The organism is Paracholeplasma manati (assembly GCF_025742995.1).
Lineage (GTDB): Bacteria > Bacillota_I > Bacilli_A > Acholeplasmatales > UBA5453 > Paracholeplasma > Paracholeplasma manati.
This window is the reverse complement of record NZ_JAOVQM010000001.1, coordinates 18,745-35,795: the sequence shown is the minus strand read 5'-3', so window position 1 is coordinate 35,795 and position 17,051 is coordinate 18,745. Positions and strand designations below refer to the sequence as shown.

19 protein-coding genes are annotated in these 17,051 nt (G+C 31.0%); 18 read left to right on the top strand and 1 reads right to left on the bottom strand.

Annotation, left to right across the window (positions count from 1 at the left end):
* Positions 1 to 8: 8 nt before the first annotated feature.
* The 5 genes from N7548_RS00160 to N7548_RS00140 are packed head-to-tail and all read left to right on the top strand — an operon-like array spanning position 9 to position 2,452.
* A complete protein-coding gene (locus N7548_RS00160) occupies positions 9 to 476 on the top strand; it encodes a hypothetical protein (RefSeq protein ID WP_263607351.1) in 468 nt (155 codons plus the stop codon).
* Between the two features lie 15 nt (positions 477 to 491).
* Complete coding sequence (locus tag N7548_RS00155) at positions 492 to 1,595, top strand: WYL domain-containing protein (protein ID WP_263607350.1); 1,104 nt, start codon at positions 492 to 494, stop codon at positions 1,593 to 1,595.
* 1 nt (position 1,596) lies between these two features.
* Complete coding sequence (locus N7548_RS00150; RefSeq protein WP_263607349.1) at positions 1,597 to 1,842, top strand: hypothetical protein; 246 nt, start codon at positions 1,597 to 1,599, stop codon at positions 1,840 to 1,842.
* Between the two features lie 21 nt (positions 1,843 to 1,863).
* Positions 1,864 to 2,145 carry a hypothetical protein gene (locus tag N7548_RS00145; protein WP_263607348.1) on the top strand — a complete coding sequence of 94 codons (282 nt, stop codon included), beginning with the start codon at positions 1,864 to 1,866 and terminating at the stop codon, positions 2,143 to 2,145.
* A 16-nt stretch (positions 2,146 to 2,161) separates the two neighbouring features.
* Positions 2,162 to 2,452: a hypothetical protein gene (locus N7548_RS00140; RefSeq protein WP_263607347.1), complete on the top strand. Its 291-nt coding sequence runs from the start codon at positions 2,162 to 2,164 to the stop codon at positions 2,450 to 2,452.
* A 187-nt stretch (positions 2,453 to 2,639) separates the two neighbouring features.
* Here the strand turns inward: N7548_RS00140 and N7548_RS00135 are convergent, their stop codons facing one another.
* A complete protein-coding gene (locus tag N7548_RS00135; protein WP_263607346.1) occupies positions 2,640 to 3,464 on the bottom strand; it encodes a hypothetical protein in 825 nt (274 codons plus the stop codon).
* A 260-nt stretch (positions 3,465 to 3,724) separates the two neighbouring features.
* On the opposite strand from N7548_RS00135, the gene N7548_RS00130 reads away from it, so the two are divergent.
* From N7548_RS00130 to N7548_RS00070, 13 genes are all read left to right on the top strand, one after another.
* The gene (locus tag N7548_RS00130; RefSeq protein ID WP_263607345.1) at positions 3,725 to 4,465 is read left to right on the top strand and encodes a hypothetical protein; all 741 of its coding nucleotides are present in this window, start codon (positions 3,725 to 3,727) and stop codon (positions 4,463 to 4,465) included.
* Positions 4,462 to 4,896 carry a hypothetical protein gene (locus tag N7548_RS00125; RefSeq protein ID WP_263607344.1) on the top strand — a complete coding sequence of 145 codons (435 nt, stop codon included), beginning with the start codon at positions 4,462 to 4,464 and terminating at the stop codon, positions 4,894 to 4,896. The genes N7548_RS00130 and N7548_RS00125 overlap by 4 nt, the downstream gene beginning before the upstream one ends.
* 14 nt (positions 4,897 to 4,910) lie before the next feature.
* Entirely contained in the window at positions 4,911 to 5,228 is a 318-nt protein-coding gene (locus tag N7548_RS00120) for a hypothetical protein (protein WP_263607343.1), read from the top strand.
* Between the two features lie 215 nt (positions 5,229 to 5,443).
* Complete coding sequence (locus N7548_RS00115; protein ID WP_263607342.1) at positions 5,444 to 5,725, top strand: hypothetical protein; 282 nt, start codon at positions 5,444 to 5,446, stop codon at positions 5,723 to 5,725.
* Positions 5,715 to 6,101, top strand: coding sequence for a hypothetical protein (locus N7548_RS00110; protein ID WP_263607341.1), 387 nt, complete (start codon positions 5,715 to 5,717; stop codon positions 6,099 to 6,101). Before N7548_RS00115 ends, N7548_RS00110 begins: the two co-directional genes overlap by 11 nt.
* Positions 6,098 to 6,688: a hypothetical protein gene (locus N7548_RS00105; protein WP_263607340.1), complete on the top strand. Its 591-nt coding sequence runs from the start codon at positions 6,098 to 6,100 to the stop codon at positions 6,686 to 6,688. The genes N7548_RS00110 and N7548_RS00105 overlap by 4 nt, the downstream gene beginning before the upstream one ends.
* A gap of 260 nt (positions 6,689 to 6,948) precedes the next feature.
* Positions 6,949 to 9,597 (top strand): RNA-dependent RNA polymerase family protein, encoded by a 2,649-nt coding sequence (locus N7548_RS00100; protein WP_263607339.1) that lies wholly within the window; start codon positions 6,949 to 6,951, stop codon positions 9,595 to 9,597.
* Positions 9,598 to 9,809: 212 nt separating this feature from the next.
* Positions 9,810 to 11,759, top strand: coding sequence for a DUF262 domain-containing protein (locus N7548_RS00095; RefSeq protein ID WP_263607338.1), 1,950 nt, complete (start codon positions 9,810 to 9,812; stop codon positions 11,757 to 11,759).
* A 67-nt stretch (positions 11,760 to 11,826) separates the two neighbouring features.
* Positions 11,827 to 12,726: a hypothetical protein gene (locus N7548_RS00090; RefSeq protein ID WP_263607337.1), complete on the top strand. Its 900-nt coding sequence runs from the start codon at positions 11,827 to 11,829 to the stop codon at positions 12,724 to 12,726.
* Positions 12,707 to 13,180 (top strand): hypothetical protein, encoded by a 474-nt coding sequence (locus N7548_RS00085; protein WP_263607336.1) that lies wholly within the window; start codon positions 12,707 to 12,709, stop codon positions 13,178 to 13,180. The genes N7548_RS00090 and N7548_RS00085 overlap by 20 nt, the downstream gene beginning before the upstream one ends.
* Positions 13,177 to 14,232 carry a DUF4238 domain-containing protein gene (locus N7548_RS00080; RefSeq protein WP_263607335.1) on the top strand — a complete coding sequence of 352 codons (1,056 nt, stop codon included), beginning with the start codon at positions 13,177 to 13,179 and terminating at the stop codon, positions 14,230 to 14,232. Before N7548_RS00085 ends, N7548_RS00080 begins: the two co-directional genes overlap by 4 nt.
* A 244-nt stretch (positions 14,233 to 14,476) precedes the next feature.
* Positions 14,477 to 14,890: a hypothetical protein gene (locus tag N7548_RS00075; protein WP_263607334.1), complete on the top strand. Its 414-nt coding sequence runs from the start codon at positions 14,477 to 14,479 to the stop codon at positions 14,888 to 14,890.
* Position 14,891: 1 nt separating this feature from the next.
* Positions 14,892 to 16,715 carry an AAA family ATPase gene (locus N7548_RS00070; RefSeq protein WP_263607333.1) on the top strand — a complete coding sequence of 608 codons (1,824 nt, stop codon included), beginning with the start codon at positions 14,892 to 14,894 and terminating at the stop codon, positions 16,713 to 16,715.
* Positions 16,716 to 17,051 lie beyond the last annotated feature (336 nt).

Sequence of the window (17,051 nt, the reverse complement as noted above, 5' to 3'; positions counted from 1 at the left end):
AGAAAACCATGAAAGACAGATCAAAGTTTACCAGCCCTACCGCTCGTGTGTATTACATCAATAAAGCAAACCAACCCATCATCGATCAAGCAACCAAAGTGGCTTATGACAAAAACAAAGAGTTCGCACTTGTCTATAGCGAATCGGATATCATCCATATAGACAAAGTCTTAGAAGCTGAATGGAACGAACAACAAGCACAAAAACGCTCTTATGAAGATGAGATATATGAATTCTTTCTCGAAGAAACCGGTGTTGAAGCACCTAAAATATTGCCTAATCATCATTTAGTTTTATCAGTAGATACAAACACTGAGATGATTGTTGATTTTGAATCATCGGAAAATGTACCATTCATAACCCTCATCCGTAAGCTAGACGCGATTAAAGGCGGATCAGAGGTCATATTCCTGATTGGATCCAGTGAATCAGATGAGAATACAGTCGGCTTGTATGTCGACATCGATGAAGCATAGAAACGAGGCACATATATGAAAGAAAAAGATACCTTCACACTGAATGAAGAATACAGATTACACATCAATTTATCTGCTCATGCAATGAACATCATTGAAGCTGACATGATCAAATTTCATGATGACTATGAACTCACCAACCGTAGTGGGTTCATGAATACCATCATCAAAAACCATTTGGATGATTTCCCACTTTCAAGAGCTTCAGCCCTCAAACAACTTAAAGCCATTGAAAGAGCGACTGACAGTGCTCAAAAGAAAGCATTGAATCAAGAAAACTTTTACAATAAGCTTTCTAAATTGATCATCGATGAATTCTCGAATGAAATCATGAAAACAATGATTTATGAATACTCAAACAAATACCCAAACGATCATCAATTTAAATTGAAGCTGAATAAAGAAAATGCGTCCTTATTGTTGAGTGTAGAAGATGCGAAATACTTCAATATGTACGCCCCAAGAAATGCAGGCATTTCCTTCTTCATCAAAATCATATTGGAGTCTTACGCATCCTTAGACCGAGAACAAAGAGAACGCATCATTTTTAAAGATACCATCCAGATTTTAGAGAATGCAATCCAGCATTACCTCGTTGTTCGATATAAAGATAAAGATACTTATATCAAGATTGAACCGATGGCAATCCATAAGCCAAAAATCCAACAAAGCCTTGAACTGCTATATAGTGAATATGAAGATCATAATGGAAAGATGCTTGGAAACATCACCATCAAAGAATTGTCCAAGCGTGAACTCAAAGGCACTAAAGAAAAATATGAATATCACGACTTTACAGGTGTGATTCAACAGCTGTTTGAAGAACGAGAAACCAAGTCTAATCAACCAGATGAAGTCTTCACTGTGAAGTTCACCAGTCTAGGTTTAAGACGATTCATGTATGAAGAAGATCGATTGCCAATCATCGGTATTCAAGATCCAAATAATAAATACACCTATACCTTCAAAACCAATGAAACTGCCATGTTCATGCATCTATTTAAGTTTGGCTCACAAGCCCAAATCTTGAGTCCTGTAGATGCGAGAAGACGTTTCAAATTATTGTACAAAGCATCCTTTGATGCTTATGCGAAGTTAGATCAAAAAACAACTGTTTAATATGAAAAAAAGACGTTGTCAACACTGTGGTGAGGATATATCACATCGACCAAGCCACCATTACTTATGTTATAGTTGTTGGTCTGGTAGTCAGTCTACCAGTCCAACCACTAACACCTACATCAGTGATTTCGAATCTAAACCAAGTCGATATAATCCAACGTATGAAGAACGCTATAAAGGGGATGCTGAGTACGATATGGGACCGTATTGGGATTATGATGAATACCCACCAGAAAACTTATAAAAACAGAAGAGGATAAAAACAATGAAACTAAAAAATATCGAAACCAATTTTTCTAAATACCATGCTTATCTTAAAAAAGAAGGTAAGAATAAATCATATTATTACGACACCATGATCTATAAGCTAATCAAGGATAATCTAACGTTACTGGTTCATCGACCTGAGGATTTTCCTAAAGAATACTTGGAATGTGACATCAACAACTTTGATTTAGAGATCGAACTCGACAATCAAAGTGGGATAACATCATACAATAATAGTTATCGTGGACAAAAGAAAACCATGACTCTATGGATTCAGTGAAAACAAGGAGAAAAATATGAGCAATGCCATACTATTTAAAACCGAGTTTAATAAGGGTTTAATTTTTAAAATAACTGTAGAACAAGGTAGTGTTCACGAAGGTGTGACATATCAAGTAAAAAAAGATTATTATGCAAAAGCGAGTAGTATTATAAAAAGCAATAACTTAATTTTAGCGAGATCAACGATTTTTGAAACACATGCAGGCGATACAATTAAATTATTAATCAATAGCATTGATCAAATTTGTATTATAGAAGATAGAAGTGACTTACATATTGAATTAACAGTCGAAATGATTGAATAAAAGCACAATGGACATATTAGTTTGAACTTTTTACAAGTATCTATGTGTACTGGAGCATATATTATTATCTCGAGCTATGGATACAAATACATCGAAAATGCCTTTTTGATTTTTATTACCGATAGCAAATGTCTCATAATACTCATTTAAAAACCAGAAAATCTGCTATCGATTTTCTGGTTTTAATTTATATAGCTGTGAACGACTGTAATAGAAGTAATGTTTCGAGTATTTGATTGCTGTCCAATTGTGAACCTAACGATGAATATTGGAATGATGAGGATTCGAATTGATGAACCAAATCGGTTGTATTCGAACTCATGGATTCGAAAAGTTGTGAATCATCTAATGATAATTGAACAATTCTCGATAGTCTTATCGATAAAGTATCCATAGTCAGGTGACCATCTCCAATTAAGAAATGACATTCATCACCAAATCTTATTATTTTATAAGGATGGATAGATAATAAACCTTGATCACGCAATTGCAGGTGTAATATAGCCTTCTTATCAATTGCGTTTTTAATCGTATCATATTGACTTGAAAACAACATACGTTCTCGCTCAATTCTCGATAGTCTCGTATACTGGTATAATAGGATTCTTAAGAAAGCAGTAAATCCATTCACATCTTCTAAACCCGCCGATTTGAATATACGGAAAATGCTGGAAAACTCTAAGATCTCATCTTGATTGATACGTAAAGTGATACTTTCCTTTTTGTGTTTGATTTCAGGGGTATCTTCAAAGGATAAGTATACCTTCTTAGATACTTTTAAAACCTCATCTAATACGCGTTCATCAAATATAATCTTTTTGAGTTCTTTTTTGAGTTTTTTATCTTTATCAGCCAATCTTGACAAAAAGTATTTATATGATTTCTTAATGACAAGTTTACTAAATTGATGGACAGAACCAATGTGAAAAAAATCTGCATCTTCTTTAAGTGTTTGACTGGTTTTAATGTCTAATGGTACTTTGATTGGGTCGACGAAAAGTGTTTCTTGCATGAGAAAACCTCCTAAATGTAGTACAAATATCCTATTTTAAGATAACGAAATGGCTTTATTATGGGTTAAAGCCGTCTAGTCATGTAGTACTATTAAATGATTGGATTGCCCTCTATTTATGGATTGTCAAAACCATTATAATAGAGATAGAGTGGCAATTCTCGATATTAGTCTGTTAATATTATACCAATTAATGATTCATATTTTGATTACCAATCTTGTAGTATTGTTGAATTTCCATGATTAGGAGAACTAAAAAGATGAAGACATCTGCTAGAGGTATTACATTAAGGATGTTGTATGAAACAGTCTGTAGTACCATTAGCGCTCATGAACAGGATTTAATTAAGATTCATGAGGTATATCAAACTAATCAAATTGATTACAGTTTAATGCTATTAAATCAACCATTTCAGATTTTGAATGAATCAGAATTTAAATTACTAGAACTAAAAGAATATGTCTTCCAAGACTCCTTGATGGATTTAAAAAAAACCTTAATGAGATTGTTTTATGAGAGTGGTTTTCGTGTCGATGTGTTCGAGTTTGATGTAGAACTCATGGATAAAATCATAGATTTAGATGAATCACTGAGCCTACATGAATTATTGGTTGCGATATTTTATATGGCTATGAGTGATATCTCTGAATGGATGATTCATATCTTTGAAGGCAGGTTCTTACTCGCAAGAAAGCGTTTAAAAGAAAAACTCAATCATCCCGATATGAGGATGGATTATGAAATCATGAGTATTTATCAAAAAGCACTCAATCGATTGTTTAATATCGCTCAAGATAAAGAAATCGCGATGAAGAGTTATCAAACGCTCAACCGTTTAATTAAAAAAGAAAGACCACTGAAACCAAGTGCAGCTTTCAACGGTAACGATCATCGAATCATATGTCCATCTTGTAAAAATGAATTATCGTATCAACATCAAACATATTGTATGTTTTGTGGGCAAAAATTAGCCAACAATAAAGAGGGTAATCTGATATGAAAGTCAACATTCCAATCAATCAAGCAACACAAATCAGCTATACCATCAACCAAGTCATCCCATTACCTGACTTCACCAGAACGGATAATGGCATGACGTTTACAAACAATGTGGTTTTATACCTGTTGTTTAAAGTGAATCATGGTGAAGTACCTGAATACTGTTTCTTTACAGGTGCCCCACACATTTTGGGTAAAATCGTATCTATTAACACCATAGACCATAATCGTTATGTCTTGGTTCAACTCATGACTCAAGGTGAATCATATCTACAAAACCACATCGACACCATTGAACAAAGGATGAAAGAACGACGTGATATCGTACGTTATCGAGGGGTTGGTATTAAGACCATTCGACTTAATAAACCCGTAGATTTGGATATTACAAATCTAATTAGTGAATTTAGTGAAAGACACCCTAATTATTAACCATGGAGGATATCATGACAACAAAAACCGAAGAACTACTAGACATACCTTTAAGACCCAGTGACTATGAAGACTTTAACAATGCACCATTCAAGATCACAGTATCTACAAATAGCCTGAATGAATTAAAGGTGATGTTAAAGTCATTAATTCAGTTGGACTATGAGACTTATCAATTAGACATACATTATCAAGAAACCATTCGTATCCATGAAATCAAACCACTATTAGATATCTTGACTAAAAAGGCTAAGTATTTACCTAATTATTTGGTTGGTGTATCGAAAAAACCGATAGATCATTTATATTTTGTTCAACTATGGGCACAATAACCGCTCGACACTTTATCCATGAATCACATCAAGATATTTCCAATCTTTCTGGATTATTCTTTATCATTGACGGAGAAATCTATATTGATTCCACCACCAAATCAGTCAAACACAATAGCCATCGTAATCTATATCAAACCATCCTTGATTTGTATCCAATGGTAAGTCACAAATATCGGTTATATCCTTATTTGTATTTTCCTAGGGGGTTCATATTGTATGAAACTGATATTGAAAAGCTGATGTTGGGTTGTCCAAATGAATTATCCATACATCAAAGAGAAGCACTCATTAAAGCATTCAATCATCCAAAAGATAGGGTATATCTTTATATGGAAGATGATCCGCACTATAATCTAGAATGGTTAATCGCACGTGTGCACAAGGTACAGACGTGGTCAAAAGACATTATAATAGAAGAAACAGAATGGTTTAAGTCGTTTTATTTGAATCAAATCGCACAATTAACCGTTGAAGGAGAATCCTATGGGCTATAATAAATTCAGATGGGGTACATTTGAAGATAACAATAAAAGTGCACTTGAATACAATGGTAGAATGATTCAATTCTTAGCGGATTCAGGTGTTGAAGTATTACAGCTAACCTTAGAAATCACAGAACTCAATACATATTGGGAGGGTGACATAGTAACCCGTGATTACGATGGTAAAGGTTCATTTTGGATTGATGAAAATGATGTTGAAAGGTTTATGACCTATGTAGACACATTTTATAAACATCTGAATCCAAATGAACCTAATATATTATCAGTCATCTTAATGGATGGTGATGAGATATCTGAACTGGATCCATTCGATAGGGAAGATTATCTAGGGAATATCAAGAATGAACAAAATACGGAGGATGTATGAAAAAATCAAAAGAATTGACGATTCAACTGATTAAAAGTCTGCTCGATTGTTACCATCAATCCAGCAACAAACAAGATTATTCTATTGATAAGAAAAACATCAAATATATACTTAATCAAACCTTAAGACAAATGTGGATACCTGCGAATAAACTATATGTTTCGGTTAAGGCGGATCAACTATGGTCAATGCTGACAACTGGTGAGCATTTTGTTCAATTTTATAAGGACGCTGTTGTTATTAAAAATAGGGATGCTATTGATTTGGACTTGTATAAAGGCAATGCGAAACTACCCTATACAAAAAGAACATTTTACAGAAATAATAAATTCTCATTTAGAGAAGTCTTTCACGATGATCATATTATTCCACTAAAACTTATCGTGAATAAGTTGATAGAACTTGAAGACATAACAGATGAAAAAATATCTAATATCATCAGTAGTATCAGTGTTTGTAGAATGTTGAAGTCTGAAGATAGAGCGATTCCTAATAAATCAGCTAGAGTGTTTGATGAAAGAAAAGTCATTGTTGAGCTGTATAAAGAAAAAGCGGGTATTGTAATAAAAGATTATCCATATGTATAGAAAAAATGAAAGATTCGTGTTGTTTAGACATGAATCTTTTTATTATTTTAGATAATTATTAAGAAAACAATATATTTCTTAAATAAAAGTGATATAATCAAGCCATAATGTGTCAAATTTATTAAGTTCTTTGTGGGAGAAGGTATTTAATAAAGACTTTTTGGCAAAACATTATCTAACCGATGTTCAGGGGAAAACATAGTGGCATAAATAAACCGACAGATTCAAATCGGTTTTTTATTGTAATAGGGAGGATTCAAATGAAATACACAATGGAGATATTAGAAGGTACATATTCAAAACTAAAAGCAAAAATCTTTTATGACAATACCGCAATGATTGACAAGTTAAAAATTGCTCAATTTGAAGCGGATAATTTATCATTAAAATTAGAAACTGTTTCCGAAATAATTAATGAGAAAAATTATGATCAATTTGAAAGAATGATTGAAAGAATTGACATTTATCCATTTGTTAAGAAAAAGGTTAAAAACGGCTATGACCTGAATTTCATGATAGATATCCCTATAGAGTTACATATAATTGACACACTTTGGACCATATATCTAGCAGAATACATACACAATACAAATTCATTCAGTGAACACATATATGGTAATCTTATTGATCGAAAAAATATGTTCAATAATGATACTAGACATATCAATTGGGACAATAAATATCTTTTTGAAAGATATGTTAAAGGGTATAACAAGTGGCTAGAGAAACTAGAATTCAAGCTTGAAACGCATCGTAATATTCATGATAATATGACCGTAGTTGTTTCAGATTTTAAAAGATTTTATTATTCGACCGGAAATCCATTCGAAAAAGTCAATGAATATTATGAATTTATTGAAAACCATGAATGGTTAACCGAAATAATTAAGCGAATTTATGATCAGTATAGAGTGAAATTACTTCAATACTCCAAAATAAAGATTAATGATGGTTCACTTCCGATTGGTTTATCATCCTCTATGCTCTTATCGAATTTATATTTACATGATTTTGATGAGAGTATTGTCCACGATAATCGAGTTCTTTTCTTTGGCAGATATGTTGATGATATGATACTCATACTACGAGATGAACATGATAAGAGGGATGCGTTAGAATTTTTAAGAAACAAACTTGAAAAAACGATTGTTAATTCCAAAATACAATTGAACGATGACAAAACTGAAGTGTTCAATTTGTCGAGCAACAAGTATCTAAATGAGTATGACAAATTAATGATGTTTTTATTTCAAAAACAGATTAACTATTACAGTAATGAAGATGAAGAAAATTTGTCGTTTAGACGTTATGTGAATATAAATAAGAAAAAACTAAACCGACAATTAATCTTTAAAAAGATTGAAAATGAGGATTCACTATTAAATCTAGAATTGACCGATAGTATCCTTTTTATGAATTATATTTATACCTATGTGAATTTCAAAGATAATACGATTAATGACATGATGGATAAAATTGATAAGAGTTTTGACGATAATTTTAAAGCATCTATGTGGAAGGAGTTTTATCGTTGGTTTTCTTATTTTAAAAACAAACCTGATAAATTTGAAACACTTAGTAATAGTATAGAAAGACTCATCTATACTATTAACAAGATTAAATTGAACGAAGTTAAGAAAGAAAAACTATCTGAATTAAGAAAAAAATTGGTTAATACATATACCAGAGTGCATGAAATATCTAAAACACTAAGTAATTCCAATATGTTTGGTAACACTCAAACAACACTTATGTTAAAGAATGCGCGTATGATAAACTCAATATCTCCGGTAAGATATTTTATCGAAAACTATAAGAATGATAAACTAACAAATAACGATAAATTCTACATAGAGCATTTCGAAAACTCCGTACAATTTATACACCTCTGGGAGATACTAACATATGATCAATTAGTGAATGTCATTTTCGGACGCAAAAAAACAATCAAACAAAGCATCAATGATTTCATTAGAATAAATAAACTAACTGAATTTGATTATATTAAAGAAGAAAAAGTAAAAACAGTTAGTGGTTTTGATGCCAAAAAAATATATATTGATTATCAAGATGACTTAGATAAGGATTATATCATTAGTCATCCAAATGTTTGTCTTGACACAAAAGAAGGTGAACCACTAAATTCATGGAATTCAGGAGTTGATTTTCCAGATACGTTTAAGCTATTAGATAACATCTTAGAAGCAAAAGATAATGGTACAAATATATTGGTTTTACCTGAGCTGTACTTAAATTATTCTTGGTTACATCTAATCGGGCTAAGTGCACAAAATTTTAATATGATTATTTATGCAGGAATGAAAGCTTTGGTCAAAAACAAACAATTTTTCAACTTAATGTTGTCCATGCATCCGTTTAAAGACATTAACAAACGAAGAAATACACTAGTCACTATCAGAGAAAAGAATTTTTACTCTTACGAAGAAATCGATTGGTGTAACAAGAATTTTTACACTTATGCTAATCACAAAAAACCTGTTTATCATATGGTCAACCACAATGGTATCTCTTATTCAGATTACTTGTGCTTTGAAGTTACAGACATATGGTCTAGAGCTTTATTTAAAGGGTTAGTTGATGTTATCGTCATTCCAATGTTAAATAAGGATACCAGTTATTTTGATTCGATCATACTATCTCTAAGTAGAGATCTTTCTTCAATGGTTATCACTTCAAACTCTGCTACTTGGGGAAATTCCTCAATAATATTGCCCAAAAAAACACACGAAAGAATTATCACAGAGTTTAAAGGCGGATTTAATCAATATCTTGTATCAACAAAGTTTAATGTAAAATCATTAATTAACTATAACAACGAATTTGAGCACCCTAAAGACGGTGATGAGTTTAAACCTCATCCAGCAAATTCTAAGTATTATAATAAGTAAATTCTTTTCAAATCCATGAAATTATAAACAACCAATCAATGAATAATAGAATTACCTTTATACCTCAATAGTTCAAATCGCACAAATTAGATAAAAGCTTAGAGTAGAAACTAACTATTAGAAGTAAATAAACATAATGTAATAGCACAAAATCCAATAGATAGATGTTGCGGATTTTGTATGTATATCAATAGATAAAGAAGGATGATATTGTGAAAGTTGAATCAGTTAAATTATTAAGCTTTATATCAAGAATGGATTATCAATTCGAAATACCACTATTTCAGAGAAATTACTGTTGGAAAATGCAGCAAATTGAGCAACTAAATGAAGATTTAATCGACATTTCAGATAAACCATATGACCATTTCTTTGGAAGTTTTTTACTATACTTAAAAAATGACAATTTGTTTGAAATTATTGACGGACAACAAAGATTTATGAGTTTGTCATTACTTATAAAGGCACTTTCTACATACAAGACAATTAACCAAACAATTAATAATTTGCAAGCCAAATTAAAAAACATGATTATTTCACTAGATGGTAAAGTAAAACTCAAACCCCAAAGTGTTGATGAAGAAGAATTCAATAACATCATTTTGAATTCCGATCCTAAAGGAAATACCTCCTATCTTGCGACTGCATATTTTGGATTTAAAGAAAGAATAATAAACGATGAGATGTTCAATAAAATTTTAAGTGGACTCGAAAAATTGATGGTTTCTATCATTATCGTAGATGATGGCGACCAGAACAAACAGACTATATTTGAGAAAATGAACTCACTAGGGATTGACTTATCATTATTTGATATGTGTCGAAATCAGATTTTTTTCAAAGTACCTACAAGTGACGACCTAGAAAAATTATATTCAGATTATTGGATATTTGTAGAAAAAAACTTGACAAATATCCCCAAAGACGAGTTTATAAGTATTTACATTGATTCATTAAGTCAATTAGAGCTAGGTGATGATAAACGTAAATATTCATCATTTAAAAAAGTTGTAGACGATGAACTCATTAAAAGAGGAACATTAAGACACTTATTTATCGATTTAAAACGCTGTTCAAGAATTTACGCTAACATCAAAGGGACATCCTCGGATTATCAACATCAAATTGAAACTTATCTTAAGCAATTTAGGATATTGAATTATACCTCAGTATATCCTTTCTTATTAAGAGTGATTCGAACTTACGAAAATCTACAAACAAAATCAACGTCCATTGAAACAGTATTATTTACCATTTTAACCTATTTAGTAAGAATGCTCTCGATAGATAACAAGACCTTTAATTTTAATAAGTCTAACTATATGATTTTCCAATTACTGAATAACCAGCAACTATTGGAATTTGATCCTAAAGCTCAAAATGAAACAAGAAACAGGAACGAAGAATTGGTTGGTTTTGGTGGACAAGTGGTTAGATACATATATAGATATTTAGGGATACCATCCGATACAACTGTCCAAGAAAACATAAATAAAGGAATATTTAAAACGGGTTCTAAGGGACGTTTCTATTTATCGATAGGTTCGTTTGATTTGGACAAAATTAATTTCGAAAACCTGAAGAAAGTCAAATTTGTTGATGATAATAAAAATTATGAAGACAGAATAGGAAATTTAATGTTTAGCGATCTATCAGAGGTAGACCAATATATACAAAACTATCAGGATCGAGTCATAGCTCTTTCAACAATGGTTTCCGGGAGAGAGTCATATCTTGTAGGCAATATCTTAGATAATTATCCAATAAAGTACAATTTACCTAAAAAACCTCAAAGAATTACAGTTAATATTAACTCATCCATGGATTTCAGTAGAGTTAAGCTCGATTATTACAAAATTCAAAGAATGAATCCTAGTGGTACGAAATATGCCGATCTTTATAGAGATATAATTATTTATTGTTTTAAAAGAAATCCTATGCAATTTGTTGAGTGGGCTGATATAGATAAAAACTTCACAGAAAGTGGAAAGACACCACATATCTCCTATTCAGATGAAAATATGAAAGGTAGTATGGTTTTGACGTATAAAAATAAAACAATATATTGCAACACAAATCTATCTACCAATCAAATAATCTATAATGCCAGGGAAATGTTGGATCAAAACATAAAGTATGTTAGTTTGACTATAACTTTGTAACGATGATTATTAGAATACATGAATCAATTTCGTAAAAGAATGACTAAGTTAAATGAGGTGTACCATTATGAAATTTCAAGTGCTAACAATATCTGTTGTAATTGATCATGATTTGTTTCATGATTATAATCAATATGAGAATAAGGATTTTAAGAATTCTTTAGTAAAAAAATTATTGGATAAAATCGCAACTCAAAAAAAATTGCAAATTAAAGGTAGGAAGAAAACGTATGTTCTCTATTCTGAAAAGGATATTACCAATGATATAGTCATGTTTAAATTAGGTAAGAGAAGTATAACTGAGTTACATGTCGAAATGGATGATGATATTGAATCAACAAAAATTGAGGATACACCTTTTGTTTTAGGATTCATTTCTTTAAGTAAACAAGCTATATTGGTTGGTATGGATAATAAGATAATAAACAAAGATACTATAATAAATATCCTTGAAGAAGGTTTAAACAGTGTTCAAAAAGATAACGTAGTAAGTTATGATTTTAAGATTTCACCATTAAAAGAAACACAATATTTTTGGGATTTAGTTGAGCATAACAGCGATTCTATTAAAGAAATACAGTTAGACTTCTATCCGCCTAATTTTATAGGCTACAGCAAGCAAATTAAAGAACAGCTAAAAGCTACTAAAGAAGAAACAAACAACTCTAAGCTTTCACTAATTTACAAAAACGAAAATGGATTTTTAAAAGTTAAACAAGACTTTTTTGGTGACATGGTTGAATATACAAATACCTCCGGTGAGTGGAGACTGGTAGTCATCAAAGACTCGAAGAAGCGTACATATCAAAGTAAAAACGCAGGCTCATCAAAGGTAATAGAAAAAAATGTAGTTGATTTCTTTAGTGAAAATATGACTAATAATGAAATATCAATCAATGAAAAGAATAAGTATATTTCGAGAATTGTCGAAATAGTGGAACATATATATGATAAAGAAAACAACTGATTTATTTCAAAAAAGACAAATAATCAGAATTCTAATTTTTAGTATTATTGGTGTTATGGTGGCATTGATTTTTAGCGTAACCAGTCCTGCATTTAGTACCTTAACACCAAACAACATAGTTTCAGTAATGTCGACATTTACTGGCTTTACATTAACTGCATTAATCTTTGCGAAAAACTTTTTCATGAACTTAAAATCAGATAGTACAATCCAAACTACTTTTAGAAAAGGTGCTGTTTTGTTGATATTTCAATTCACTATATTGTTATTATTTATAGTGCTTATTATTTTGTTCGATTTTAATCCAAATATCAAATTTTATGCTATTAACATAAGAGCATTCTTTTTATACTTCTTGCTCTATATGTTTTTAGTCAATATGGCTGATATAATCAGTGGGTTATACCAAATTTTGCTCTACTCAAGAGATTTAACTCCAAGAGGTGAAAAATGAAAATTAATAACCATTTTCTACCGAGATTCCATATTAAAAAATGGGATGATTTGGGTGGTAAAATACACAACAAAACTACTAATAAAACTAGAAAAATATATAGATATGATTTCTCCAAGAAAAAATATTATCAAACACAAGGTACTGATGAACTAGAAAATAGAATTTCAAGGTTTGAAAGTTATATAGCGAATATTATCTTATTAATTGACAATTCCGAGGAGTCAATAGAACTAACAGGTAAGCAACTTTTTCTACTGAAACTTTACTGTGCATTCTGTTCATATAGACAACAATTCACATCAGAAGTGATTATTGAGGATGATTTTGCCATGTATAAGAGTAACAATTATTTATGGGGGGTAAAAAGATATACAGAGAAAAAAGACATCCTTTTTATGACCGAGGAAATAATTAAAGTATTTGAATTGGTTGAAAAAGATGACACTTTTCGTCACCTAGAGGAATTTTCTCCAATATTAACAATCTCAAAAATGTTATCTCTGGGTAATCCAGATTTAGCAATGTATGGGATTCATTTATCCATTATTCGAAGTAATGAGAATTGGATGTGCATTTCTGAAAGATGTGCAATTATTGAAAATACTTTAGACTCAGATTATCTATTTACTTATGTACCTGTTTCTCCAAAAACTGCATTGTTATTAGTTAAAACAAAATATTATAGAGATTTAAAAACATATAACGATTCACGAGCACGATTATCTTATAAAAATGGAGGTAGTAGACCTGATCCATATCTCTCAGTTATTTTCGGGTCTTGTGCGAGAGAAAACTATGATAGTTCTCTTTTTTGTAGTTACTATAAACCATTTGTGAGATCAAATGTACATGCTGAAGAGAACTATTTACCAAATGTGGATTACTCAAAAGTAGTAATAAAGATCAATATTATTCCTCGATCAATAATAGATAATTTTAATGCTATATTTTATCAGGATGGTTCGAAATTTCTCTATCTTCATGATTTACAGTTAAAAATAGCGTCATGTATTGACACGGATTATAGGCACATAAAGTTAAACTTCTGAGTAACATCAAATGTGCAACTAAGTTTTAAGCATTTTCAATTTTTAAGAAAGAGTATTGTGCAAAAACTGAGTAATTAATAGCGATTTGTCTAGTAGAAATTTTCTTCATCTAATCGTCATAAACACATCTAAATTACGAAAAATGTAAAACCATATTTACAAAAAATGTAAATGCTGATATAATGATATTGAAGAAAGTAGTTGATGGACAGTGACAATAAGAAACAAGTTAAAGGAATCTCAAATGCGATTGGTTGAATTATCAACATATTTAGAAGTATCTAGGCCGACATTGTATAGATACTTAGAACTATATGAACAGAAAAATTTTAACGGTATAGAGAAAAAGTGTTTTGATTTCTTTGTGTTTATTGAAAATACCCGAACTGTGACAAGACCTCTAATTATGGACTATTTGATAAATAAGGTGTTACCAATAGAATCACAATCAAATGTCGATACCGAAGTCTTAACCGCAGTAAGGAAACTATCTGAATCAAGATCTAAAATTGATAAGAAAAAAATGCAATTGATAAAATCAATCGCATCTGATAATGTATTTGATGATTTGCTAGACGTATTGTTAGATTCAACAAAAAATAGCGATAAAGTGACATTTGACACTATTATTAATAATGCGAAAAAGGGAGATAATTAAAATGGCTGAAAGAAAAATTAGAATTCAAAACTATCGTAATGTGGGTGTAAACACACCACAAGAATTGATCCTTAACACAAGTTTCTCCAAAGGTGAAATGGGTAATTTAGTTATTGTTGTTGGCCCAAATAATAGCGGAAAAAGCAACTGCCTAGATGCATTGTTTGCTTTAGGGACAAAAAACGGTATTTCTGCATCTGATATTCCAGACTTCAATAATGATAACCCCAAACCAGAATTATCTCTTGTTTATGCAACCGATGAAGTAACTCTTGGTGTAAATAAAAACTTAGTAGACAACAATAACGCTATTGATAGTTATTTTTATTCAAGTAAAGATAAGAAAATCAATAATCACAAAAATGAATTAACCGCAAGTCCAAGTCCCGAAGCTAGAAAACTAGCACTTTGGATTATTACTTTTAATAATCATAATGGGCTTTTAAACCGAATCCCACAAAATTATCATGATATGGCTAGAAAAATAGTTAATGAGCAAAAATTCAACGATAATTATGAACTATTAGATAAAGTTCATAAAGCAAATACTGCAAACTGGGGACCTGACTATGTCAGAACCTATTATGACCAGATGATGAAGCCTGATCGAGCAAATAGCCTAGTGGAAGAATTTAAACCTTCAATCCCGTCTATACCAACAGAAATTATTGAATGGCAAGAAAAAAACAAACTCGATGTAATGCCAAATATCATTCGATTCAAAGAAGAGGTTACATCACACAGTCAACTTACGATTACTCCTGATCAAGTTAAGACATCGAATTTCTATTTAACTCTTTTTGCAGCAATCGATTATAACGTTGAAGAATTAGTTAACTGCTATTCTAAGGCGAAACAACAAAGTTTATTTGGACTACTTAAGAAGACTCAAAAAGACATCAACACTAAACTTGATGAAGTAACCAAACAATTCAATAAGCTATTCTATTCTAAAGAAAAGAAATATTCATTTGAAATTTCTCTAGAGAAAGAATCCATTTATCTATCCATATACATGGATGAAATTGCACTTCATTTAGATAAGCAATCGGCAGGTTTTAGATGGTTCTTTAACTTCTATTTTACTGTAATTGCTCAAACTAAGCTAAAACGTGGGGATATTATCATCATGGATGAACCCGCGACCAATCTACACATGCAAGGTGTTCAGGAACTTCGAAAATTCATGAAAGAATATGCAAAGAAGACAGAATTGACATTCGTAGTTAGTACACATATCCCATTCTTTATCGATATAGATTATCTTGAAGAAATAAGAGTGGTTAGTCGACAAGGTGATGGTGCTGTCATTGATAATAAGTTCCATGCGATAGGGGGACAAGAAACCGATGCACTTAAGCCTATTAAAGATGCACTTACTGTAGGTAGACATGTGTTATATGACCAAGGCAGTACACATACCATCTTTGTTGAAGGTATCACAGATTATTGTTATCTAAGCGCATTTAAGCTTCTAAACAAAATAGAAAATATAGTGTTCTTGCCTATACAAGGTGTCAAAAAATCTGGAATCATAGAAACATTATTGAAGATTGAAAAATTACCAACAATTTTAGTTGATGGTGATGCTGCTGGATTAGATTTCCAAAAAAAACATAAAGACCGCAAGAATGTTGAAATTATATCACTTGCTGATGTTAATCCAAATTGGAAAACGATTGAAGATTTATTCTCTTTAGAAGATAAGCAGAAGACTAAGTATTTTAACGATTGTGTTGCATTTAAAAACAGACTTTCACTAGCAAAGTTATCTAAAGAAACGAAAGACAATTTTAAATCATTATTAGATCATATCTCACTATAAAAAGATTACATTATTTCAGTAGCTCACAATTTTATGGATACGGTTTAGGTCTAAGTTTCTGCACCATGTAAGAAGAACGGGTTTGATACAATATGTGTCAGACCTTTTTACATACATAAAGGGACAATTTCCCCTATCAGCTAAGATAGTATTGCCCTATAGAGATTTAATTAATAATTTTGTAGACTTATTTTATTTTTCATTTCAACAATTTAAGGATTACCTAAATATTTACACCATTACTTTCAGGTTTCTTAGAAAAGGAGGAGGGATCTCACAAAGAGGGAGATGTGAATATTCGAGACTTTTTAGAGAAAATATAGAAAATCAACCATT